The sequence below is a fragment of the Roseixanthobacter pseudopolyaromaticivorans genome (assembly GCF_043195145.2).
Lineage (GTDB): Bacteria > Pseudomonadota > Alphaproteobacteria > Rhizobiales > Xanthobacteraceae > NCEH01.
On sequence record NZ_CM195539.1, the window covers coordinates 4,233,798 to 4,255,778 of the forward strand.

The 21,981-nt window shown below is 67.1% G+C and carries 15 protein-coding genes; 9 read left to right on the plus strand and 6 right to left on the minus strand.

Going from position 1 to position 21,981, the window contains the following annotated elements:
- Window position 1: 1 nt before the first annotated feature.
- The gene (locus V5F68_RS19865) at window positions 2-2,251 is read right to left on the minus strand and encodes a TonB-dependent hemoglobin/transferrin/lactoferrin family receptor (protein ID WP_394015837.1); all 2,250 of its coding nucleotides are present in this window, start codon (window positions 2,249-2,251) and stop codon (window positions 2-4) included.
- Window positions 2,252-2,702: 451 nt separating this feature from the next.
- Here V5F68_RS19865 and V5F68_RS19870 point away from each other — a divergent pair, with 451 nt between their 5' ends.
- The 4 genes from V5F68_RS19870 to V5F68_RS19885 all read left to right on the plus strand — a co-directional run bounded on the left by V5F68_RS19870 (window position 2,703) and on the right by V5F68_RS19885 (window position 6,755).
- The gene (locus tag V5F68_RS19870) at window positions 2,703-3,455 is read left to right on the plus strand and encodes an ABC transporter substrate-binding protein (RefSeq protein WP_509274587.1); all 753 of its coding nucleotides are present in this window, start codon (window positions 2,703-2,705) and stop codon (window positions 3,453-3,455) included.
- The gene (locus tag V5F68_RS19875) at window positions 3,452-4,534 is read left to right on the plus strand and encodes a FecCD family ABC transporter permease (RefSeq protein ID WP_394015835.1); all 1,083 of its coding nucleotides are present in this window, start codon (window positions 3,452-3,454) and stop codon (window positions 4,532-4,534) included. Before V5F68_RS19870 ends, V5F68_RS19875 begins: the two co-directional genes overlap by 4 nt.
- Before the next feature lie 3 nt (window positions 4,535-4,537).
- The gene (locus V5F68_RS19880; protein ID WP_394015834.1) at window positions 4,538-5,314 is read left to right on the plus strand and encodes a heme ABC transporter ATP-binding protein; all 777 of its coding nucleotides are present in this window, start codon (window positions 4,538-4,540) and stop codon (window positions 5,312-5,314) included.
- Between the two features lie 259 nt (window positions 5,315-5,573).
- Window positions 5,574-6,755 carry a TDT family transporter gene (locus V5F68_RS19885; RefSeq protein WP_394015833.1) on the plus strand — a complete coding sequence of 394 codons (1,182 nt, stop codon included), beginning with the start codon at window positions 5,574-5,576 and terminating at the stop codon, window positions 6,753-6,755.
- A gap of 39 nt (window positions 6,756-6,794) precedes the next feature.
- On the opposite strand, the gene V5F68_RS19890 is transcribed toward V5F68_RS19885, so the two are convergent.
- The 3 genes from V5F68_RS19890 to V5F68_RS19900 all read right to left on the minus strand — a co-directional run bounded on the left by V5F68_RS19890 (window position 6,795) and on the right by V5F68_RS19900 (window position 10,714).
- Window positions 6,795-7,352, minus strand: coding sequence for a GNAT family N-acetyltransferase (locus V5F68_RS19890; RefSeq protein ID WP_394015893.1), 558 nt, complete (start codon window positions 7,350-7,352; stop codon window positions 6,795-6,797).
- Window positions 7,353-7,375: 23 nt separating this feature from the next.
- On the minus strand, window positions 7,376-9,733 hold the full coding sequence (locus tag V5F68_RS19895; protein WP_394015832.1) for an Orn/Lys/Arg family decarboxylase: 2,358 nt from the start codon (window positions 9,731-9,733) through the stop codon (window positions 7,376-7,378).
- Window positions 9,734-9,817: 84 nt separating this feature from the next.
- Window positions 9,818-10,714: a LysR family transcriptional regulator gene (locus V5F68_RS19900; protein WP_394015831.1), complete on the minus strand. Its 897-nt coding sequence runs from the start codon at window positions 10,712-10,714 to the stop codon at window positions 9,818-9,820.
- A gap of 85 nt (window positions 10,715-10,799) precedes the next feature.
- Here V5F68_RS19900 and V5F68_RS19905 point away from each other — a divergent pair, with 85 nt between their 5' ends.
- The 5 genes from V5F68_RS19905 to V5F68_RS19925 all read left to right on the plus strand — a co-directional run bounded on the left by V5F68_RS19905 (window position 10,800) and on the right by V5F68_RS19925 (window position 19,434).
- A complete protein-coding gene (locus V5F68_RS19905; protein WP_394015830.1) occupies window positions 10,800-11,813 on the plus strand; it encodes an SDR family NAD(P)-dependent oxidoreductase in 1,014 nt (337 codons plus the stop codon).
- A gap of 117 nt (window positions 11,814-11,930) precedes the next feature.
- Window positions 11,931-13,829 (plus strand): molecular chaperone HtpG, encoded by a 1,899-nt coding sequence (htpG, locus tag V5F68_RS19910; RefSeq protein ID WP_394015829.1) that lies wholly within the window; start codon window positions 11,931-11,933, stop codon window positions 13,827-13,829.
- Window positions 13,830-14,199: 370 nt separating this feature from the next.
- Window positions 14,200-15,702, plus strand: a complete 1,503-nt coding sequence (locus V5F68_RS19915; RefSeq protein WP_394015828.1) for a sensor histidine kinase — start codon at window positions 14,200-14,202, stop codon at window positions 15,700-15,702.
- The gene (locus tag V5F68_RS19920; RefSeq protein ID WP_394015827.1) at window positions 15,699-16,079 is read left to right on the plus strand and encodes a response regulator; all 381 of its coding nucleotides are present in this window, start codon (window positions 15,699-15,701) and stop codon (window positions 16,077-16,079) included. Before V5F68_RS19915 ends, V5F68_RS19920 begins: the two co-directional genes overlap by 4 nt.
- Before the next feature lies 1 nt (window position 16,080).
- A complete protein-coding gene (locus tag V5F68_RS19925; protein ID WP_394015826.1) occupies window positions 16,081-19,434 on the plus strand; it encodes an EAL domain-containing protein in 3,354 nt (1,117 codons plus the stop codon).
- 30 nt (window positions 19,435-19,464) lie between these two features.
- On the opposite strand, the gene V5F68_RS19930 is transcribed toward V5F68_RS19925, so the two are convergent.
- Both V5F68_RS19930 and V5F68_RS19935 read right to left on the minus strand, forming a co-directional pair.
- On the minus strand, window positions 19,465-20,709 hold the full coding sequence (locus tag V5F68_RS19930) for a M20/M25/M40 family metallo-hydrolase (RefSeq protein ID WP_394015825.1): 1,245 nt from the start codon (window positions 20,707-20,709) through the stop codon (window positions 19,465-19,467).
- Window positions 20,706-21,965, minus strand: coding sequence for an allantoate amidohydrolase (locus tag V5F68_RS19935; RefSeq protein WP_394015824.1), 1,260 nt, complete (start codon window positions 21,963-21,965; stop codon window positions 20,706-20,708). The genes V5F68_RS19930 and V5F68_RS19935 overlap by 4 nt, the downstream gene beginning before the upstream one ends.
- Window positions 21,966-21,981 lie beyond the last annotated feature (16 nt).

Genomic DNA, 21,981 nt, shown 5'->3' on the forward strand with positions numbered 1-21,981 from the left:
CTCATTTCACGATCCTCGCTGGAGTATTCGCCGCAACCGCCCCGCCGCCGAAGCGGATCGTCAGGCCGCCCTTCACCGTGAGGCCAGCGCTTGGCAGGAAGTTCTCGAACTGGGTGTATTGCTCGTTCAGCAAGTTCTCGACCGAGAGCTGCATCAGCACGTTCTCGGAAGGCTGGTAGCCGAGATAGGCGCTGACGAGATTGAAGCTCGGGGACGGGTCATAGACCGAGTTCACCGGCAGGTCTGCTTCCGTCTTCGCTGCCACCGCCGTCCAGCGCACGGCGAGGCTGAGCTTGCGTTCCATGAACCGCAGGCCGAGCGTCGAGGTGATCTGGTCAGGCGGCACGGTGCCCAGCGGCTGGCCGCTGGTGGGGCCGGCGGTCGCCTTACCGCTGCTGGTCTGGCCGGAAAGGCCCGCGAACCATACGCCCGCGTCATAATTGCCCTCGAACTCGAAACCCTCCAGCTGCGCCTCGGCGACGTTCTGGTACTGGGCGAGCGAATAGGGATTCTGCGCGCTCGCCGGGCAGGGAATGAAGGACGGCAAATTCACCAGGCACTTGGGCGGGCCATAGGTGACGAGGTCGATATAGTTCTCGACATCGTTGCGATAGACATTGGCCTTGATTCGAAGCTTGTCGCCCTTGGCGAACAGGTCGTCATACTTGATGTTGATGCCGAGTTCCTTGTTCTTGCCGATTTCCGGCTGGAGGTTCGGGTTCGGCACGAAGCTGAAGGGTGCCGCGCCGCCGGGGAACACCGCGGGGTGAGGCCCGGCAACCAGCGCCTCGGTCACGCTCGGGGCGCGATATCCTTCGGCATAGGTTCCGTAGAAGGTGAACCAAGGCAGCGGCGTGAGGCCGATGGTCAGCTTGGGCGAAAGGTGATCGCCGCTGGTCCTGGTGCCGTCGCCGCTCAGTTCGTAGGTGTCATAGCGCAGGCCGGCGATGGCCTGGAACCAGGTGGAATAGTTCGCCTGCCATTGCACGAACCCACCGCCGACGCCGCGCTCGCCCGAGGGGTTGTAGCCGTCGCCGAAGCCGTAATTGTCGATGTTGCTGACATCGTCGTGGAAGTAATCGCCGCCGATGGTGACGGCATTGCGCACCGCCCCCCAATCGAAGCGCGACGTATTGTTCACGTCGAAGCCCACCGTATCGATCGTAAAGGTACGCGGGTTTCCGACGGCGCCGGTGATGGCGTTCGAACTGCCGGCCACCTTGGTCTGATCGAGGGCGACCTGATTCCAATAGACGCTGCTGCGCCAGTCGAACAGGTTGTCGTCGGGGTTTGAATATTTCCAGCTGCCGGTCACCGTGCGATTGGTGACGTTGGTGGCATATTGTGTGGTCGTGGAGGTCGGCACGCTGTCGCTGGTGGTGTAGCTGCTATCGTAGTTGAGCGCCGTGACCTTCACTTCATGGAAGTCGGCAGGGCGCACCGTGACCTTGGCAATCCCGGTCCAGGTGTCATAGCCCGAGTTCTGGACGACATCCCCGTTTCCGTCCTTGTAATCGGACTGGTTGCGATAGGTGCCGCCGGCGAACAGATCCACGTTCTGCCCGATGTGCGTGGCGGCGAACAGGGAGCCGAATCCCATGGGTCCGTTGGAGCCGAATTCGGAATTGGCCTCCACGCCCCAGGTGTTGCCCGGCAGGATGATGTCGTTGGCATCCTTGGTGCGCAGAGTCACCACGCCGCCGATCGCACCCGAGCCGAAGATGTTCGAGACCGGCCCGCGCACCACGTCCACGCCCGCCACAAGTCCGGGCTCCAGGAAAAAGCTGCCGGCCTGATTGGCATGGCCGAGCTGTGCGAAGTCCTGGCGCGCGCCGTCTACGATCACCGCGACGCGCCCGAAATCCTGCAAGCCGCGGATATTGATGGAGGTGCCGGATGAATTGGCATTCTGAAGCGCCGTCGTGCCGGGCATGCCGATGAAAAGATCGGACATGCGTGTCGCCATGAGCGGTTCGAGTTGGTCTTCGCGCAGCACGCTCACGCCGGCGAGCGTATCGATGGCCAATTGCTCGGTCTTCGTCGCCACGACCGTGATGGTGTCGAGCGCAAGGGCATCGTCCGGGCCGGGCTGCACGATCTGAACGGGCACGCCCTGTGGGGCGACCTGCGCCCAGGCACCGCTGGACCAGCCAATGCCGGCGCAGGTCGAAACCGCCGCGACTGCGGCGCTGGACAGCCAGGCGCGACGCAAAACGGCGCGCGTCCGCTCTCCCGCAAGGGTGCGAGTCATGTCGAGGCTCCTGAAAAATGGCTGCTGGCTACCACCCAAGCGGGCTTTGCGGGCTCCGGCGCGCAATCGGGCGCCTCAGTCCCGCCTAAGGCGTGGCTTCCATATGGTCAAGTGGATTAGTTCTAATATTGCAATGTATATAAACTTCATGCATGACAAATGCAGAATCTAAATGCGTTCTGATCTTTCATATCTCGAATAATTAAAACTTGAGCGGGACGAATCACACCATATCGAGGTCAAACTTTCGATGACTCGACTCACATTAAAACGAGCGATTCGAATGCAAGAAGCGCGAATAATATTTATACTCACTCTAATTCTAATTTTCGCGCCAATCGGTGGAACAGCCCTTGGTGCGGAAGCACGACCGCCGGCGGAGGCTCGCCGGATCGTTTCCATCGGTGGGGCTGTTACCGAGATCCTGTTCGCGCTCGGCCTCGGCGACCGCGTGATCGCCGTCGATCAGACCAGCAGCTACCCCGCCGCCGCCCGCGCCCGCCCGAACATCGGCTATGCGCGGACCCTCACCCCGGAAGGCGTGCTCTCCGTCGGCCCGGACCTGATCCTCGCCATCGAGGGATCGGGCCCGCCAGAGGCCCTCGCGGTCTTGAAGAGCGCCGCCGTGCCGGTCGTAATGATCCCGGACGGGCACGATGCGGCCGGGGTGATCCGCAAAGTGGAGACGGTCGCCGACGCGGTGGGCGCCGGCGCGGCCGGCGCGCGGCTCGCCAGCGCGCTCAAGGCCGATTTCGCGCAAGTCGCGGACGAGGTGGCCCGCCTGCACAGCCGGCCGCGGGCCGCGTTCGTACTCTCCGCCTCCGGCGGCACGGCCGTGGTGGGCGGGGCCGATACCAGCGCGGACGCCATGCTTCAGCTTGCCGGCGCGCAGAACGCCCTCTCCGCCATCAAAGGCTACAAGCCGGCCGTGGACGAGGCCACCTTCGCCGCCGACCCTGACGCCGTGGTCGTGATGAGCGGCGCAGGCCAGGCGCTCACCGCGCCCATGATATTCGCCCTCCCCGCCTTCAAGGGCACCCATGCGGCGCGGGAAAACCGCTTCATCGCCTTGCCCGGCTCTTATCTGCTGGGGTTTGGCCCGCGCACCCCACAGGCCGTGCGCGATCTCGCGCTCGCGCTGCGGCCCGGCGAGACGCTTGCACCCTTGCCGCCCCGCCCCTGGGCGGACGAGACGATGCCATGAGTGCAAACCCGCGCCGCGCTCGGGCGTCCACCTCCGGCCTCTGGCCCGCAGGGCCGGGTCTCGCCGGCTTCGCGGCGCTCGCGCTCATTGTCTTTCTGGCCGCGCTCGCGCTCGGGCCCGTGACATTGCCGTTCGGGCGGGTCGCCCAGGTTCTGTTTGAAGGCATCGTCGGCTATCGCGAACAGGCCGGTGCGGGCCTGCGGGACACCGTCATCGTGCTGGATGTGCGCCTGCCGCGCGCGGTGCTGGGCGCGCTGGTCGGAGCGGGCACGGCAATGGCCGGCGCGATCATGCAAGGTGTCTTCCGCAATCCCCTCGCCGACCCCGGCCTGATCGGCGTTTCTCCCGGGGCCGCGCTTTCCGCTGTGGCTTGGATCGTGCTGGGCGGCTCTGCGGCCGCCTTTCTGCCGCTCGAAGCGCGCAATCTCGGTCTGCCGCTCGCCGCCTTCGCTGGAGGACTCGCGACCACGCTGCTGATCGCGCGCCTCGCCATGCGCGAGGGCTACACCTCCATGGCGACGCTCCTGTTTGCCGGGCTCGCGCTTGGTGCATTGGCGAGCGCCGGGACCGGGGTCCTCGTGTTCATGGCCAGCGAGCAGCAATCGCGCGAATTCCTGTTCTGGACTCTCGGCAGCCTCGGCGGCGCCACCTGGATGAAGGTGGGGCTGACCGCCCCGTTCGTGATCCTGCTGCTCGCCATTGCCCCGTTCCTGGCGCGCGGGCTCGACGCGCTGGCCCTGGGCGAGGCCGAGGCGTTTCATCTGGGCCTGCGGGTGGAGCGCCTGAAACGCATCGCCATCGTCGTGGTGGCGGCGGGCGTGGGCGCGGCGGTGGCTGCGGCCGGCGTCGTCGGCTTCATCGGCCTGGTTGTGCCTCATCTGGTGCGCCTATCCATCGGGCCCGGCCATCGCGCGCTGCTGCCGGCCTGCGCGCTGCTGGGCGCGGCCGTTCTGCTCGGCGCCGACATTCTCGCGCGGCTGATCGCGGCACCCGCGGAACTCCCGCTCGGCGTGGTGACCGCGCTGGTCGGCGCACCGTTCTTCCTGTGGCTGCTGCGGCGCCGTTCGGCGATCGGGTGAAGCATGTACGAAGCGCACGACCTGACCTTGCGCCTGCAGGGCAAGACCTTGCTCGATGGTGTTCGTCTCGCGGTGAAACCGGGCGCGGTGACGGTGGTGGTCGGCCCCAACGGCGCCGGCAAGTCCAGCCTGCTGAAGCTTTTGGCCGGCGAGCGTCGCCCCACGTCCGGGCGCGTCACCCTGGATGGCGCCGACATCCATGCCCTCGCCCCCGCGCGCCTCGCCCGCCGCCGCGCGGTGCTGCCCCAGGCGGCGGAGGTGGCGTTTGCCTTCAGCGTCGCGGAAGTGGTGGGCATCGGGCTCGGGGCCCACGGCACGGCGCGGGCGGAAGCGGCGATCGGGGATCTTCTGGCGCGAGTGGACCTGCCCGGCTTCGGCGGCCGGCGCTACGATTCCCTCTCCGGCGGCGAGCGCCAGCGCGTGCATCTCGCGCGGGTGCTCGGCCAATTGGCGGCGGGGGAGACCAGCGCGCCGCGTTATCTGCTACTGGACGAGCCCACGTCCAGCCTCGATCTGTCGCATCAATTGCTGGTGCTGCGCCTTGCCCGCGAACACGCAGCCGAAGGCGGTGGTGTGCTCGCGGTGCTGCATGATCTCAACCTCGCCGCCATGATCGCGGACCACCTTGTGCTGCTGGCGGCGGGACGGGTGGTTGCGGAGGGACCGCCGGCGCAGGTGCTCACCGACGACGTGCTGGCGGCGGGGTTCGGCGTGCGCGTGCGGGTCAGCAGGGTTCCGGCCGGGCCGTTCATCCTGCCGCAAAGCGTTGAGGACACGTGACCCGAGGCGCCGGCAGCCGGCCCCGGAAAGGGGGGGGTGAAGCTCAGCCCGGAGCTCGGTCCGGCGCGGTGCACGTGGCGCAAGTTCGAGCTCGGCGCAGTCTCCGGGACAGTCATTCTCCCGTTACGGGCGCCGGCCTACGCATGTTATGAATTTCAAGGCTTTGCGCGATGCTCCCCGGTCGGGGGTGCACAAAATCGCGCGCCTTTGGCGAGCGGGCGGCCAGCGCTTTCCGCGTGAGATCGATCAGGAGTCGGATTTGGCCCATTCTCCTTCCCCCGCTGCCACGGTCGGCAATGCCCCGAAGTCCCCCGGCACACTCCGCGAGGTGGTGCGCCAGTTCACCCCCAATTGGTTCACCGCCACCATGGGCACCGGCATCCTGGCGCTCGCGGTCAATCAGTTCCCCCTTCCCTTTCCCGGCCAGCACGAGATCGGCACCGTGATCTGGCTCGCGAACATCGCGCTCTTCGCCACCTTCACGGCGCTCTATGCCGCGCGCTGGATCCTGTTTCCGGCCGAAGCGCGCCGCATCTTCGGCCATTCGGTCATGTCGATGTTCTTCGGCGCCATCCCCATGGGGCTCGCCACCATCATCAACGGCTTCCTGGCCTTCGGCGTGCCGCTGTGGGGACCGGTGGCCATCGACATCGCGGTGGCGCTGTGGTGGGTGGACGCCGCCATGGCGATCGCCTGCGGCGTGCTGATCCCCTTCCTCATGTTCACCTGGCAGAACCACAGCATCGAGAAGATGACCGCGGTCTGGCTGCTGCCGATCGTCGCCGCCGAAGTCGCCGCCGCGACCGCCGGCCTGATCGTGCCGCAGCTCGCCGATCCCGAGGCCGCCTGGCGCCTCCTCATCATTGCTTACGCACTTTGGGCCTATTCCGTGCCGCTGGCCATGAGCATCCTCGTCATCCTGGTGCTGCGCCTGGTGCTGCACAAGCTGCCGCCCAAGGACATGGCGGCCTCCGGCTGGCTCTCGCTCGGCCCGATCGGTACCGGCGCACTCGGGCTCCTGCTGCTCGGCGCGGCCGCACCGCAGGTCTTCGCCACAGCCGGCTTGGCAGGCGTGGGCGACGTCGCGGCCGGGATCGGCCTCGTCGGCGGGGTGATCCTGTGGGGCTACGGCGCGTGGTGGTTCCTGCTCGCGGTGCTGACGACCATGCGCTATCTCGCCCAGGGATTGCCCTTCAACATCGGGTGGTGGGGCTTCACCTTCCCGCTCGGCGTCTATGCGGTGGCGACGCTGGCGCTGGCGCGCCAGACGCATCTGAGCTTCCTGCTGGTGATCGGCGGCGCGCTGGTGATCTGCCTGGTGGTCCTGTGGGCGATCATCGCCTATCGCACCTTGCGCGGGGCCATCGATCGCAGCCTGTTCTTCTCGCCCTGCCTGCTGTCCGGCGCCATTCCGGCCGATTTCGAGGCCGACGTGGTATGACCTGCAGCCGCCGCGCATGTGGCCCGCGCGGCGGCTGCCTCACCGCGTGGAGAGCGGCAAGGGCGGAGGCGGGGCGGTGGAGCCCGCGCCCAGCGAGCGCTGAACCATCACGCTGTCGGACCAGCGGCCATAGCGATAGGCCACCCCCGGCAGCAGCCCCACGCGCACGAAGCCGAAGCGCTCGTGCAAAGTGAGCGAGGCGGTGTTGTCGGCATCGATATAGCCGATCATCTGGCGGAAGCCGGCGGCCGCACAGGCATCAATCAGCCCCCGCATGAGCAGGCGGCCGATGCCCTGGCCGAGATGCTCGTGGTGCACATAGATCGAATGCTTGACGGAATAGCGATAGGCCGGCCGCTTGCGGAACAGCACCACATAGGCATAGCCCAGCACTTCGCCGCCCTTCACCGCGACGATGTGGGGAAAGCGGCGGCTCTTCAGATTTTTGCGCCGCTCACGCAGATCGTCCGGCTGCGGGGTATCGCCGTCGTCCACCCCTTCCTCGACCCCGCGTCGAATATGGCGGCGATAGATCGCCAGCATGGCATCCACGTCCGAATCCCGCGACGGGCGGACGATGACCGCTTCCTGCTCCATGGACGAACCCGACATTCCCAGCCCTATTCGGCGACGACGTAAGTATGGAGCCGCACGCGGCCCGACGCATCGTTCTCGCGATAGACGCCCTGGATCTCCACGTCAAAGCCGGGGAAGGTGTTGAAGCAGGCTTCGAACATCTTCAGGTAATCAATCATCGGCTGCGCCCGCTCGGTCAGCCGCTCGCCCGGAACGATAGTTGCGATGCCCGGCGGATAGACCACGAACGGCGTCGTCGCGATGCGGCCGAAAATGGCGTCGATGGGCAGGAAGTCCACGTCGTTGCGGACCAGGGCGCGCGCCGCATCATGGGGCGACATCGCGATATCCGGCAGGTGCGCGGCGGAAAACTGCATGGCTTGGAGCGCGCTGACATTGGCGGCGCGGAAGAAGCGGTGCATCTCCCCGCACAGATCGCGCAGCCGCACCCCGGCATAGCGGGCCGGGCGGCGGCGGAAGAATTCCGGGATTGCCTCCTCCAGCAGCGCGTTGTCGTCGTGCAGCTTCTTGAAGGCGACGAGGCCGCTGATCAGCGTGCCCGCCTTGCTCGCCTCCACGCCCGGCGTCAGCAGGAAGAGCAGCGAGTTCAAATCGTTCTTCTCGGCAACGATGCGGTTCTCGCGCAGATATTGCGCCACCACGGGCGCCGGGATGCCGTGCTCGGCATAAGCGCCGGTGGCGCGGTCGAAGCCGGGGGTGAGGAGGGTCAGCTTGTTGGGATCGGTCATGGCGAAGCCCGCCGCCATGCCGTCAAACCCGTGCCAGCCGGCGCCGGGGGTCAGATGCCAGAAGGCCGGGTTGGTGGCGAGCTGGTCGGTGGCGACGCTCTCCCACGGCACATCGTGCACCGCGCCGGGGCTCGACACGTCGGGGATCGCCACCCGGTCTGGCACGAACGGCTCGAAGAACCAACGGCGCTCGGGGCGCTGCTCCTTCTCCTCGAACTCGCGCCGCACCGCGCGGATTTTCTTCCTCAGCTCAATGCCGAGGCGGATCGTGTCGTCCCACAGCACTTCGCCCGAGCGGCCCTTCATCATCTGCGCCCCCACGTCGAGGGAGGCGAACAAGGGATAGAAGGGCGAAGTCGAGGCGTGTTGCATGAAGCTCTCGTTGAAGCGCCGGTGCTCCACGCGCCGCTTCTGCCCGGTGATGTGCCGGTCCTTCATGTGGATCTGCGAGGCCTGGGAGAAGCTCGCGAGCTGCTTGTGGGTGGATTGGGTGGCGATGATGCCCGGCGCGTCGGGGCCAAGATCGGCAAGGCCCATGGCGAAGCGCCCGGCATAGAGCGGGTGGAACTTCATGAAGCCCGCCCACGCCTCGTCGAACAAAATGTAGTCGCACAGGTGGCCGATCTTTTTCAGGATCATCTCGGCATTGTGGATCGTGCCGTCATAGGTGCATTGCTCCACCACCGCGACGCGGAACGGCCGCGGCTTCTTCCAGGCCTCGGGGTCCTTCACCAAAGGATGGGTGCGGATGCGCTCGCGCAGCGCCTCTTCATCCAGCGCCGCGAAATCCATCGGGCCGATGAGGCCATAGGCATTGCGCACGGTGGGCACATAGACCGGGAGGCCGCCGGCGATCAGCAACGCCCCGTGATGGGCGGCCTTGTGGTTGTTGCGGTCGAACAGCACCAGATCGCCGTCGGTGACCAAAGCGGTGAGTGCCACTTTGTTGGAGGTGGAAGTCCCGTTCAGCACGAAATAAGTCTTCTCCGCGCCGAAGATCTTCGCGGCTTCCTTCTGCGCCTGGAGCGCGGGACCTTCGTGGGTCAGCAGGTCGCCGAGATCCAGCACGGAATTGTCGAGGTCGTCGCGGAACACCGCCTCGCCCAGATGCTCCATGAACACCCGGCCGATGGGGCTTCTGGAATAGAACACGCCGCCATTGTGCCCCGGACAGGTCCAGAGCTGGTTGCCCTCTTCCGCATAATCCACCAGGGCGCCGAAGAACGGGGTCTTCAGCGTCTCAGCATATTGCTTCAGCCGGCTGATGAGGTTCTTGGCGATGAAAGCGGGGGTCTCCTCGGAGAGGAAGACATAGCCGTCGATGAAGTCGAGCACCTCCACCGGCACATCCTCGAAGCGCTTGCGGCGGATCAGGAGGATGATCGGGAAATCGAGGCCGCGGCGGCGCATGAGGTTGATGAGCGAGGCGGTCTTGCCCTCCAGGCCCTTCTTGCCCCAGTCCACCAGCATGCAGCCGATGGCGGCATCGGTCTGAACGGCGATCTCCGCGTCTTCCAGATTGCGCGCCTTCACCACCTCGAAGCCGGAGCTTTCAATCTCCCTGACGATCTGGTTGTAGCGGGCGCCTTCCAGGTCCTCCGCGTCAAAGACCGGGGTCGCGAACAGGAAATTGAAGCGCTTGAAATAATCCATCTGGGCACCCGCTCTGATCCGAACCGGAGGTGTCGACGCGTTTCATGACAGTGCCGTGACAGCGCGACTCACGAACTTGCGGCCTCATACCAGGGCGCAATAGGTCTGAAGGCGCGCGACCAGATGGTCAAAGGTGGCGCGCACCCGGCGCACCTGCCGCAGGTCCTCGTGCATGGCGACGAAGGTTTCCAGCTGCAGCGTGAACAGATCGGGCAGAACGCGCGTCAGCACCGGGGCGCGCGCCGCAAGCGCGATCTGGCACACGCCGATGCCCGCCCCCGCGCGGATCGCCTCCAGCTGCGCGAAATGGCTGTCGGTGCGATAGGCCAGCGCGCCGGGCACCACGCCCTCGCCCACCGTCGCCAGGGCCCGCAGGAAATCCACGTCGCGATCCGGGCCGACGATGGCGAAGCGGGCAAGATCGGCGACATCTCGCGGCACGCCCGCGCGCTCCAGATAGGCCGGCGCAGCGAACAGGCCCAGCTTCACCGCACCCACATGCTTCACCACCAGAGCGCTCTGCACCGGTCGCACCATGCGCACGGCGATGTCCGCCTCCTGGTGCAGCAGATCCTGCGTGCGGTTGCTGAGATGGGTCTCGAACCGCAGGCGCGGGTGGCGCTCCAGCAATTCGGCCAGGATGGCGGGCAGTACGTGGGCGCCCACCATCTCGCTCGCGGTGATGCGCACGCTGCCGGCGACGGCGCCCGCGTCCGCCGAGGCCGTGCGCGCGAACGCGGCGGCCGCCGCCGCCATGGCGCGTGCATGCGGCCCGAGGGCCCGCGCCGCCTCGGTGGGCGTAAGGCCGGAGGGCGAGCGGGTGAAGAGTGCCTGCCCGAGCCCGCGTTCCAGCGCCTCCAGCCGCCGCCGAACGGTCGCCTGCGCCACGGCGAGTTCCCGCGCGGCGGCAGAGAGGCTGCCATGCTCCAGCACCGCGAGAAACGCGCGCTGATTTTCCCAGTCGGCAGCGGATAGGCTCATACATTTCATACTAGCTATAGCGCCAGATTTGACAATTCCATATGAGCCCGAAACGCCGTTCTATCCCGCCGAACGGGAGACCAACATGACAACCACTTTGGAGAAGACGGCCCTGGTGCTGGGCGCCACGGGCGGCATCGGCGGCGAGGTGGCGGCGGAACTGCTGCGCCGGGGCTGGAAGGTGAGTGCGCTGGCCCGCGATCCCGAAACCGCCGCCCCGCGCTGGCACCGGCCGGAGCGCGGCCTCCAGTGGATCAAGGGAGATGCCATGAATGCGGACGCAGTGGTGGCGGCGGCGAAAGGGGCGACGTTGATCGTCCATGCCGTCAACCCGCCCGGCTATCGCGACTGGGATAAGCTCGTGCTGCCCATGCTGGAGAATTCCATCGCGGCGGCGCGGGCGAACGGTGCGCGCATCCTGCTGCCGGGCACGGTCTATAATTTCGGCCCCGATGCCTTCCTCGCCCCCCGCGAAGACGCCCCGCAGAACCCGAGCACCCGCAAGGGCGCGATTCGCGTCACCATGGAACGCCGGCTGCGCGCAGTCTCGGCCGAAGGGGTCCGGTCGCTGATCGTGCGGGCGGGTGATTTCTTCGGCCCCCATGCCGGCAACAATTGGTTCTCCCAAGGCCTGGTGCGGCCCGGTCGGCCGGTGCGCGCCATCAGCACGCCCGGACAGTCCGGCATCGGCCACCAATGGGCCTATCTGCCGGACGTGGCGCGGACCATGGTCCAGTTGGCGGAACGCGGCGACGCGCTCGGCGCTTTCGAGGTGTTCCACATGGACGGCCATTGGGACGCCGACGGGCACGCGATGAGCGCCGCCATCCGCGCGGCTTGCGGCCGGCCGGACCTCAAGGTCCGGCCCTTTCCCTGGTGGCTCGTCACGCTCGCCGCGCCTTTCGTGACCACGTTCCGGGAAATGGGGGAGATGCGCTATCTCTGGCGGGTGCCGCTGCGCATGAACAATGCCCGCCTCGTGGCGGTTCTCGGCGCGGAACCCCATACACCTCTCGTCACGGCGGTGCGCGAGACCCTCGCGGGCCTCGGCTGCTTGCCAGACGAGGCCGGTATTCCGCGCCATCAGACCGCACCGTGAGAGCGGGGCGTGATCGGCGAGACATTGCCCCGCCGGACGGTGCACGCCCGGGCGAGCCCTTGAAATCGGCGGGGGCATCCGCCATCTGGTCGTCGCCTTCAACTGGAGAGCTGCGCCATGACCACCGAGAGCGCCCCAAGCGTCCCCGCCCCCGAGACCCACGCCTTCGAGGCCGATGTGGCCAAGCTGCTGCACCTGATGGTGCACGCGGTCTATTCGGACAAGGACGTGTTCCTGCGCGAGCTGATCTCCAACGCCGCCGATGCCTGCGAGAAGCTGCGCTACGAGGCGATCAGCGAACCCACCCTTCTGGGCGACGACCCGAAGCTGCGCATCACCCTGCATCCCGATGCGGAGGCGCGCCGCCTCGTCATCGAGGATAACGGCATCGGCATGAGCGCGATCGACATGGCGGAAGCGCTGGGCACAATCGCCCGTTCCGGCACCAAGGCATTCATGGACCGCATCGCCGCCACTGCGGGCGGGGAAGGCACGCAGCTCATCGGCCAGTTCGGCGTCGGCTTCTATTCCGCCTTCATGGTGGCGGACAAGGTGGACGTGCTCTCGCGTCGCGCCGGCACCGAACAGGCCTCGCTCTGGTCCTCGGATGGCAAGGGCACCTACACCATCGCCCCGATCGATCTGGCGGAGGCGCCCGCGCGCGGCACCCGCGTGGTGCTGCACCTGATGGAAGACGCCCTCGCCTATTGCGAGCGCTACAATCTGGAGCGCATCGTCAAGGCCCAGTCCGGCCATGTGCCGGTGCCGATCGTGCTGATCGGCTCCAGCGAGGAAGAGCCCTCCGAGATCGCCGACGGCGCGGCGCTCTGGACCAAGCCCAGGTCCGAGGTAAGCGAAGAGGAATATGCAGATTTCTACCGGAGCGTCGCCGGCCAGTTCGACGATCCGGCGCTGACCCTGCACTACCGCGCGGAAGGACGGCACGAATATGCGGTGCTCGCCTTCGTGCCCGGCAGCAAGCCCTTCGATCTGTTCGACCCGGACCGCCACGGGCGCATGAAGCTCTATGTGAAACGCGTGTTCATCACCGACGAAGCCGAATTGCTGCCGCGCTACCTGCGCTTCGTGCGCGGGCTGGTGGATTCCGCCGACCTGCCGCTCAACATGTCGCGCGAGATGATCCAGGAAAGCCCGATCCTCGCCGCCATCAAGAAAGGCGTCTCCAACCGCATCCTCAGCGAACTGGAGAAGCTCGCGACCAACGATGCCAAAGCCTATGAGGCCATCTGGGAGAATTTCGGCCCGGTGCTGAAGGAGGGGCTCTATGAGGATTACGAGCGCCGCAGCGCGCTTTTGAACCTCGCCCGCTTCAAGACCACGGCCTCCGGCGGCGCGTGGCGTACGCTGAAGGATTATGTCGCGGCGCTGAAGGAGAACCAGACCGCGATCTATTATTCCACCGGCAGCGACCTGGAACGCATCGCCGCTTCCCCGCAGCTCGAGGGGTTCCGCGCCCGCGGCATCGAGGTGCTGCTGTTGCCGGACCAGGTGGACAGCTTCTGGGTCACGGCGGGCCTCGATTATGAGGGCAAGCCGTTCAAATCCGTCACCCAGGGCTCGGCGGACCTGAAGCTGATCCCGCTGCTGGCGGGCGCCGACCAGCCCGCCGCCGAGGCGAGCGAAGCGGTTTCGGCCTTCATCGCCTATCTCAAGACGGCCCTGGACGAGGCGGTCTCCGACGTGCGCGCGTCCGACCGGCTCACGGAAAGCCCGGTGTGCCTGGTCGCCGCCGACACCGGGATGGACCGGCAGCTGGAAAAGCTGCTGGCCAGCGCCGGGCGCGGCGGTGCCGGCGCCAAGCCGGTGCTGGAAATCAATCCACGCCACGATCTGGTGGTGAAGCTGGCCGAGTTGGGCGAGGACGAGGCCGCCTTCCGCGAGGATGCCGCGCGCCTGCTGCTCGATGAGGCGCAGATCGCCGATGGCGAACGCCCGAGCGATCCGCGCGCCTTTTCCGCCCGGCTCGGCCGGCTGATCGCCCGCGCGCTGCGGTGAAAACGCGGCCGATCAGGCCGCACCGGCCTGATCGGCACCCGTGCGGTCGCCCGAAAGGCGTTTCCGTGGTCTATTCGCCGAGGTCATGATCCATCCATCCAATCGACGACGTTCGACTGGTGAAGCGATCGCCGCGCATCAGGTGCTTTTCGCACTTGCAACAGATTCGGGGCCCGGCAACCACTTATTAGGGTGGTGATTTTTGATCGCGACATCTATCGCGGGTTGTCAGGTACTATTATAATAATGGAAATGTCTCGCCGCTGAAAGGCAAGCGGGAACGCCGCCGTGAAATACTTGTGAAAAGGCGTCGGCACTTCAGCTGCACGCAAGCTTCGGATGGGATCCGCGCCGGAGCAGAGAGCTACAGATGATCGACAGCGACCGCGCCTACGATGCCTTGATCCTCGAAGAGGCGCCCGACGCGGTGATCGCCATCGATGCGGACCATCGTGTGCTGCTGTGGAATCGCGGCGCCGAGCGTCTTTATGGCTATGCCCAGTCGGAAGCCCTCGGCGAACGCCTGCGCGAACTCGTACAGCCCAACGATGCGCCCGATGGCGCGGCCGATCCCCTCAACAATCTGCCGCCCGCCGGCCCCAGCACCTATGAGGCCCTGCGCCGCCGCAAGGACGGGGTGCTGATGTATGTGGACGTCACCGCCAAGCGCATCGCCCCCCTCAACGGCGGCGGCAACGCGCCGCTGATCGTGCTCGGCGAAAAGGACGTGACCCAATTGCGGGTCCAGCGCGACGCAAAGCTGCTGGAGACCCGGTTCCGCGACCTGTTCGAACTCATGCCGGATGCGATCGTCGTGCTCAACGCGACCGGCCGCATCGTGCTCATCAACAGCCAGGCCGAGGCTCTGTTCGGCTATCCGGCGGGCAGCCTGATCGGCGAGCCGGTGGAGCGCCTCCTGCCGGAGCGCCTGCGCGCGGCCCATCTGCACCATCGGGCGGGCTATGTGGCGCAGCCCCGCGTCCGCGCCATGGGCGTGGGCCTTGAGCTGCACGGGCGGCGCGTGGACGGCTCGGAATTCCCGGTCGACATCAGCCTCAGCCCGCTTCAGACGCCGGAAGGCACGCTGGTGCTGAGCGCCATCCGCGACGCCACCGAGCGCAAGCGCTTCGAAGCGGCGCTGCGGGAGAAGAACGAGCAACTCGCCAGCGCCATGCAAGCCAAGGATCGTTTCCTGGCGACCATGAGCCATGAATTGCGCACGCCGCTGAATGCCGTCATCGGCTTTACGGGCACCTTGCTGATGCGCCTGCCCGGCCCCCTCAACGACGACCAGGAGCGACAGCTCAAGACCGTCCAGAGCAGCGGGCGCCACCTTCTGTCGCTCATCAATGACCTGCTGGATCTCGCCCGCATCGAGGCGGACAAGTTCGAGCTGCGCATGGAGCCGGTGGTATGCCAGGACGTGCTGCGCGGCGTGTTCGGCGCGCTCCAGCATCAGGTGGAGCAAAAAGGGCTTCAATTCAGCCTCGCCATGCCCGAGGAGAACCTGATCGCCCTCACCGACCGCCGCGCGCTGACGCAGATCCTCACCAATCTCAGCGCCAATGCCGTGAAGTTCTGCGACCACGGCAGCATCCACGTGGGCCTGGGTCCAGCGGCCGGGGGAGTGGCGGGCGAGGTTCAGTTCACCGTGACCGATACCGGTATGGGCATTCGCGCCGAGCATCTGCCGACCGTATTCGACGCCTTCGCCCGCTTCGAATCCGAGACCGGGCCGCGCGAGGGCAGCGGCCTCGGCCTGCACATCAGCCGCCGGCTGGCCGAGCATCTTGGAGGCCGCATCGAGCTGGAAAGCGAATACGGCAAGGGCTCCACCTTTACCCTCACCTTGCCGGCGGGGTCGGTTTCATGACCAAGATCCTGGTCATCGAAGACCATCCCACCAGCCGCGAGCTCATGACCTACCTTCTCAGGTGCGCCGGCCATGACGTGGTTGAAACCGGCGACGGGCGTGAGGGCTTCGATCTGGTCCGCGCGCACCGACCGGACCTCGTCATCAGCGACGTGCAGTTGCCCGGCATGAACGGCTTCGAGATCGTCGCCGCGATCAAGCGGGACCCTGCCCTTGCCGGAACCCCGGTTGTGGCGGTCACCGCCTCGGCCATGTCGGGTGACCGCGAAAACATCATCGCCGCAGGCTTTGATGACTACCTGTCCAAGCCCATCGACCCGGAGACGTTTGCGCAGCAGATCGTCCGTCACCTGCCCCCGCAGCGATCGAGCCGATGACATGGCGACCATTCTCATCGTCGATGATCACGCCATCAACCGTGAATTCCTGGTCACGCTGCTCAAGTATGGCGATCATCGGCTGATCGAGGCCTCGGACGGCACGACCGCCCTGGCCATCGCGCATGCCGAATTCCCCGACCTGGTCATCTCCGACATCCTGATGCCGTCGGGCGACGGCTACGAACTGGTCCGCGCCCTGCGGCAGGCGGGCGGGCTCGCCGATATCCCGGTCATCTTCTACACCGCCCATTACAACGAGCGCGAGGCGCTCACCCTCGCCCAGGCGTGCGGCGTGCAATATGTGCTGACCAAGCCAGCCGATCCCGCCCTCATCCTGGAAGTGGTCAACGACGTGCTGACCCGAAAGCACACGATCGTTCCGCCCCAGCAGCAAGATCATCCCGGGTTCGACCGCAAGCACCTGCGGCTGGTCTCCAACAAGCTCGTGCAGGCCACGGAGGAGCTGGAATGGACCACCAGCCGCCTCATGGCCCTGATCGAGATGAGCCTCCAGATCGCGGCCGAGCGGGAGCCTCTGCAGATCGCGCGGGTGTTCTGCCGCTGGACCCGCGATCTCGTCGCCGCTCGCCATGCCGTGGTGGGACTGTGGGAACCGGGCCAGCCGGGCACCGGCTATGCGGCCGCGAGCGGACTGCCCGAAGCTCTGATCAGCGAAGTGGAAAGCCAGCTTCTGCTGAACGGGCCGCAGCCCATTCCGCTCGGCACCAACGGCGTGGCGCGCCACCTGGGCGAGCCCACGGACGCGGCCAACCTTGGCCTGCCCGTCGCCTTTCCCCGCGTGCGCTCGCTGCTGTTCGTGCCGGTGCGCTCGGCCACCCAGACGTTCGGGTGGGTGTGCGCCTCGAACAAGATCGGGCGCAACGGGTTCTCGCCGGACGACGAGCGCCTGCTCTCCATTTTCGCCTCCTACGTGGGGCGCATCTTCGAGAACCACTGCCTGTTCAGCGAGCTGGCGGAGCGCTCCGGGCAGCTCGAGGAGGAAGTGGCCGAGCGGGCCGCGGCGCAATGGCGGCTGGAGATCCAATATGCCCTCGCAGGCGTATTGGCGGTGACCTCCACCGTCGACCAGGCCGCCCCCGAAATCCTGCGCACCATCTGCGCCTGCGCCAATTTCCAGCTGGGCGAACTTTGGGAGGTGGACGAGGAGGCAAGCCGTCTGCGCCATGTCGCCACCTGGCATGCCGACAGCACCGCCGCCGCCGAATTTCTCGCCCAGACACGCCAATTCGACTTTCCCAAAGGCTCGGGCCTCCTCGCGCGCGCGTGGGAAAGCGGCGTCCCTGTCTGGCTCGACGAGGCCGAACTCGACACGGTATCGCGCCGCGCGCGCCTGGTGCGCGCGCTCGGCCTGAATTCGGCCCTGGCGTTTCCCGTGGTCACCGGCGGCAAGGTGATCGGCGTGCTTGGCTTCTTCGGCGCCGCGCCGCATGTCTCAAATCCGGCGCTCAGCGCCCTGTTCACGGCCATCGGCAGCCAGGTGGGCCAGTTCATCGACCGGCGCGGGCAGGAATTGCGCCTCGTGCGGCTCTCCCGCATCCGTGCGGTCCTCAGCGGCATCAATTCCCTGATCGTCCGCGTGGCGGACCGCACGGCTCTGCTGGAGGGGGCGTGCGAGATCGCGGTCGAGGAAGGCCAGTTCGCCAAGGCCGAAGTCATCCTGCTTGAGGGCGGCGTGCCGGATGGCGGACCCCGCGTGCACCGGATCGCCGCCTGCGCCGAAGGCGAGCGCCCCGCACAGGCCGGCACGGGCGATGCGCCCCGCCTTGCATCGATCGACACCGAGCAACTGATTGCGGAGGCCATCGCGACCTCCGCCCCCGCCATCGACAACGACGCCCTGACGGGAACGGCCTCCTGCGTCGCGTTACCGCTCGCGGAGGGGACCCGGCCGATGGCCGTGCTGGTGCTGCGGGCGCGCGTCTCCGGCTTCTTCACGGCCGATGAGATGCTCTTGCTCAAGCAGTTGGCGGCGGACATTTCCTTCGCCCTCACCCACCTGTCGACCCAGGACCGGCTGGTGCAGCTGAGCCAGTATGACGGCCTGACCGGCCTTCCCAACCGGGTCCTGTTCCTCGAACGCCTTCGGCAGGCGATGCACAATGCCCACGAAGACGGGGAGCAGCTTCTCGTCGTGGTGGGCAACCTGCGCAATTTCGTCTCCATCAACACCACGCTGGGCCGGGCTGCGGGCGACGACGTGCTGCGCCAGGTCGCGCACCGGCTGAAGGCGGTCTCGCGTTTCCCGGACCGGGTCGCCCGGATCTCCGGCAATCTGTTCGCAACCTTCCTGCCGAACAGGACGGCCGCGAGCGAACCCACCCTGCGCATGGACCATTCGCTGGACGAAGCCTTCTCCAAACCGTTCGAGGTGGGCACGCACGCGGTGACCCTCACCATTCAGACCGGCGTTTCCATCTATCCCGACGATGGGGAGGATGCCGACGCCCTACTGGCCAATGCGGAGACCGCGTTGCGCCGGGCGCGCAATTCGGGCGCGCGCATCTCCTTCTTCGAGCCGCGCATGCACGAGGAGATGGCCCGCCGCATGCAGGTGGAAATGCGCCTCGCCCAGGCCATTTCGGACGGCGAGTTTCAACTCCACTATCAACCCAAGCTGGAAATCTCGACCGGAAACATCATCGGCCTGGAAGCCCTGCTGCGCTGGCGCGACAGCGAGCATACGATGGTGCAGCCGAGCCAGTTCGTGCCGCTTCTGGAAGAAAACGGCATGATCGTGGATGTCGGCCTGTGGGTGATCCGCCGCGCCATGGAGGACCAATCCTCCTGGCTTGCGGCGGGTTTGCCGTATCTTCCGGTGGCGGTGAACGTGTCCGCGGTGCAGATGCGCGAGCCGAACTTCGTCGAGGACGTGCTGGCCATTCTCGACGAGATGGCGCCGGCGCCCGCATCGGGCTGGCCCGCGCCGTGGCTTGAGATCGAGCTGACCGAAAGCGCCGCCATGGAGGACATCGATCGCACGGTGGCGCAGCTCCAGCAATTGCGCGCCCGCGACGTTCAGGTGGCCATCGATGATTTCGGCACCGGCCATTCCTCGCTGGGATATCTGGCGCAGCTGCCGGTCTCGTCGCTCAAGATCGATCGCTCCTTCATCTCCGGCATGACGCCGCGGCGCGATACGATGATGATCGTCGACGCGATCATCTCGCTTGCCCACTCCCTCGGGCTGAAGGTGATCGCCGAGGGAGTGGAGACCCGCCAGCAGATGGACCTGCTGAGCAAGCTGCGCTGCGACGAGATCCAGGGCTATCTGTTCAGCCGGCCGTTGGACGCAAAAAGCCTGACCAATTTCCTCGCCGACTACCGGCGCTAACGGAGCCCACCGGCGAAGCCGGCGGAGCACTCACCGGGCGACGAGCAGGTCCGCCAGCGCCAAGGCGACGACGTGGGTCGCGCGCTCCAGATCGGCAAGCGATAGCTTCTCGTCCGCGCGATGGCCGTTCGCCTCCAGCAGGGTGCGCGGGCCCGCGCCGTAGAGCACGGTGGGAATGCCCGCCGCCGAATAGAGCCGCGCGTCGGTGTAGATCGGCACGCCCTTCGTTCCCACCGGCTGGTCCATGACGCCCAGCGCCGCGCGCTGGATCGCCGCTACCAGACGATCCTGGCCCGGCATGGGCACGAACGGTTCCGCCAGCAGAAGGCGGCGAAAGTGGCAGGAGATGCCGGGAAAGGCCGAGGCTTCGCGGACGATTAGCGCCTCAAGGTCCGCCTCGGCTGCGGCAGCGTCCTCCTGTGGGGTGATGCGGCGGTCGATGCGCAGCGTCACCTTGTCCGGCACCACATTGGTGTTGATGCCTCCGGAAATCAGCCCCACCGTCAGGCCCGGCGCGCCGATGCCGGGCAAGGGCGAGACCTGGTCGCGCAATTGGTGCCGCAGGCGATAGAGCGCGGCCAGCACGCCGGTCGCCGCCTCCAGCGCGTCGGCGCCGGTTTCCGGCATGGCGGCATGGGCGGAGCGGCCGAGAATCTCCGCCTCCAGATGCAAACAGCCGTTGTGGGCGGTGACGATGTCGTAGGAGAAACCGGCGGAGAGCGCATAATCCGGCTTGGAGATGCCCTGCGCCAGCAGCCAGCCCGGGCCGAGCAGGCCTCCCATCTCCTCGTCATAGGTGAAATGCAGCTCCACCGTGCCGGCGAAGCGCGCGCCGGCCCGCGCGGCATCGCGCAAAGCGAGCAGCGCGAAAGCATAGGTGGCGAAATCCGACTTGGAGACCGCCACCCCGCGCCCATACATGAATCCGTCGGCGATCTCCGCGCCATAGGGATCGAACGTCCAGCCAAGCCCCGGCGGCACCACGTCGCCATGGGCGTTCAGCGCGATGGTCGGCCCCTCCCCGAAGCGCTCGCGCACCACGAGATTGGTAACGCTCACCATGCCGCCGTCGCGCACGGTCGCCTCGGGCACCGCATGGCGCTCCACTGTGAAGCCCAGTTCCTCCAGCAGCCGTGCGGCCAGCGCCGCATGGGGCGCGCAATCGCCCGGCGGATTGTCGGACGGCATGCGCACCAGCTCGGCCAGGAATTGGATCTCGGCTTCCTTCCGGGCGGCGAGGCTTTCGACGATCGCGGTCTTGAATTGGTCGGTCATGACGCCCTTGGGGTGAAGTGTTCCATGGCATGCAGCAGCACCTTCGCGCCGGCGGCGACGTCGTGGGTCTCCACATGCTCGCTCGGATGATGGCTGACGCCGCCGCGGCAGCGCACGAACAGCATGGCGATGTCGGTGATGTCGATCATCGCCATGCCGTCATGCCCCGCCCCGCTCGGGAGGGAATGCACGCGATAGCCCGATGCCGCTATGGCCGCGCCGAGCTGCGCGCACAGCCAGGGCGCGCACTGCGCCGTGGAATTGTCGTGGGTCTTGGTGATGCGCGCCTTGAGCTGGCGGCGCGCGGCGATCTCATCGATGGCCTCCACCACGGCGGAGACGGTCTCGCGCCGCTGCGCATCGGTGGCGGCGCGAAGGTCTATGGTGAAGCGCACGTCGCCGGGAATGACATTCGTGGCGCCCGGCGCGGCCTGGATCTGGCCCACCGTTCCCACCACGCTCTCTCCGGCATCGCGGCACAGCGCCTCGATGGCGAGGATGCATTCGGCGGCGCCGGCCAGCGCATCGCGCCGCAGACCCATGGGCACGGTGCCGGCGTGGCCGGCCATGCCGGTGAGATCGACCGCGAACCGGCTCGCGCCGCTGATGGCGGTGACGACACCCACCGGCAGATCCTGCGCCTCCAGCACCGGGCCCTGCTCGATATGCAGTTCCAGATAGGCGAGGATATCGGCGCGGCGGCGGGCGGCGCGGCGGATGCGGGCGGGATCGAGCCCGAAGGCCGCGATCGCGTCGCGCGCCTTCACGCCCGCGGCGTCGCGCGTCTCCAGCACGCCCTCATCGAACGTGCCGGCGACCGCGCGGCTGCCGAGCAGAGTGGAGGAAAAACGCACGCCCTCCTCGTCCGCAAAGCCGATCACCTCCAGTGCATAAGGCAGACGCTTTCCCGCCTGCGCGATGCGCGCGACGCATTCGATGGCGGTGATCAGGCCAAGCGGCCCATCCCACCGGCCGGCATCACGCACTGTGTCGTAATGCGAGCCCACCATCAGGCAGGGCAGGCCCTGCGAGGTGCCCTCGTAGCGGCCGACAACGTTGCCGATCTCGTCCATGCGGGCCGTCATGCCCGCTTCCCGCATCCAGCCGAGGATCAGATCGGCGGCTTGCCGATGCTCGGGCGAGAAGCACACGCGCGTGATGGCGCCGGGATCCTGCGAGAGGGCGGCCAGCGCGTCGATCCGCGCGACGATCCGTTTGGCCATGGCTTCGGGCAGCGCCTCGCGCGCAGGCTTCATGATTGCGGCCTCTCCT

What these genes read in the sequence shown, in the direction of transcription:
- V5F68_RS19935 (WP_394015824.1), bottom strand. Translation starts at nt 21,965, where the DNA reads ATGAAGCCTGCGCGCGAGGCGCTGCCCGAAGCCATGGCCAAACGGATC.
- htpG (WP_394015829.1), top strand. Translation starts at nt 11,931, where the DNA reads ATGACCACCGAGAGCGCCCCAAGCGTCCCCGCCCCCGAGACCCACGCC.
- V5F68_RS19920 (WP_394015827.1), top strand. Translation starts at nt 15,699, where the DNA reads ATGACCAAGATCCTGGTCATCGAAGACCATCCCACCAGCCGCGAGCTC.
- V5F68_RS19875 (WP_394015835.1), top strand. Translation starts at nt 3,452, where the DNA reads ATGAGTGCAAACCCGCGCCGCGCTCGGGCGTCCACCTCCGGCCTCTGG.
- V5F68_RS19895 (WP_394015832.1), bottom strand. Translation starts at nt 9,733, where the DNA reads ATGGATTATTTCAAGCGCTTCAATTTCCTGTTCGCGACCCCGGTCTTT.
- V5F68_RS19900 (WP_394015831.1), bottom strand. Translation starts at nt 10,714, where the DNA reads ATGAGCCTATCCGCTGCCGACTGGGAAAATCAGCGCGCGTTTCTCGCG.
- V5F68_RS19865 (WP_394015837.1), bottom strand. Translation starts at nt 2,251, where the DNA reads ATGACTCGCACCCTTGCGGGAGAGCGGACGCGCGCCGTTTTGCGTCGC.
- V5F68_RS19925 (WP_394015826.1), top strand. Translation starts at nt 16,081, where the DNA reads ATGGCGACCATTCTCATCGTCGATGATCACGCCATCAACCGTGAATTC.
- V5F68_RS19890 (WP_394015893.1), bottom strand. Translation starts at nt 7,352, where the DNA reads ATGGAGCAGGAAGCGGTCATCGTCCGCCCGTCGCGGGATTCGGACGTG.
- V5F68_RS19880 (WP_394015834.1), top strand. Translation starts at nt 4,538, where the DNA reads ATGTACGAAGCGCACGACCTGACCTTGCGCCTGCAGGGCAAGACCTTG.
- V5F68_RS19915 (WP_394015828.1), top strand. Translation starts at nt 14,200, where the DNA reads ATGATCGACAGCGACCGCGCCTACGATGCCTTGATCCTCGAAGAGGCG.
- V5F68_RS19930 (WP_394015825.1), bottom strand. Translation starts at nt 20,709, where the DNA reads ATGACCGACCAATTCAAGACCGCGATCGTCGAAAGCCTCGCCGCCCGG.
- V5F68_RS19905 (WP_394015830.1), top strand. Translation starts at nt 10,800, where the DNA reads ATGACAACCACTTTGGAGAAGACGGCCCTGGTGCTGGGCGCCACGGGC.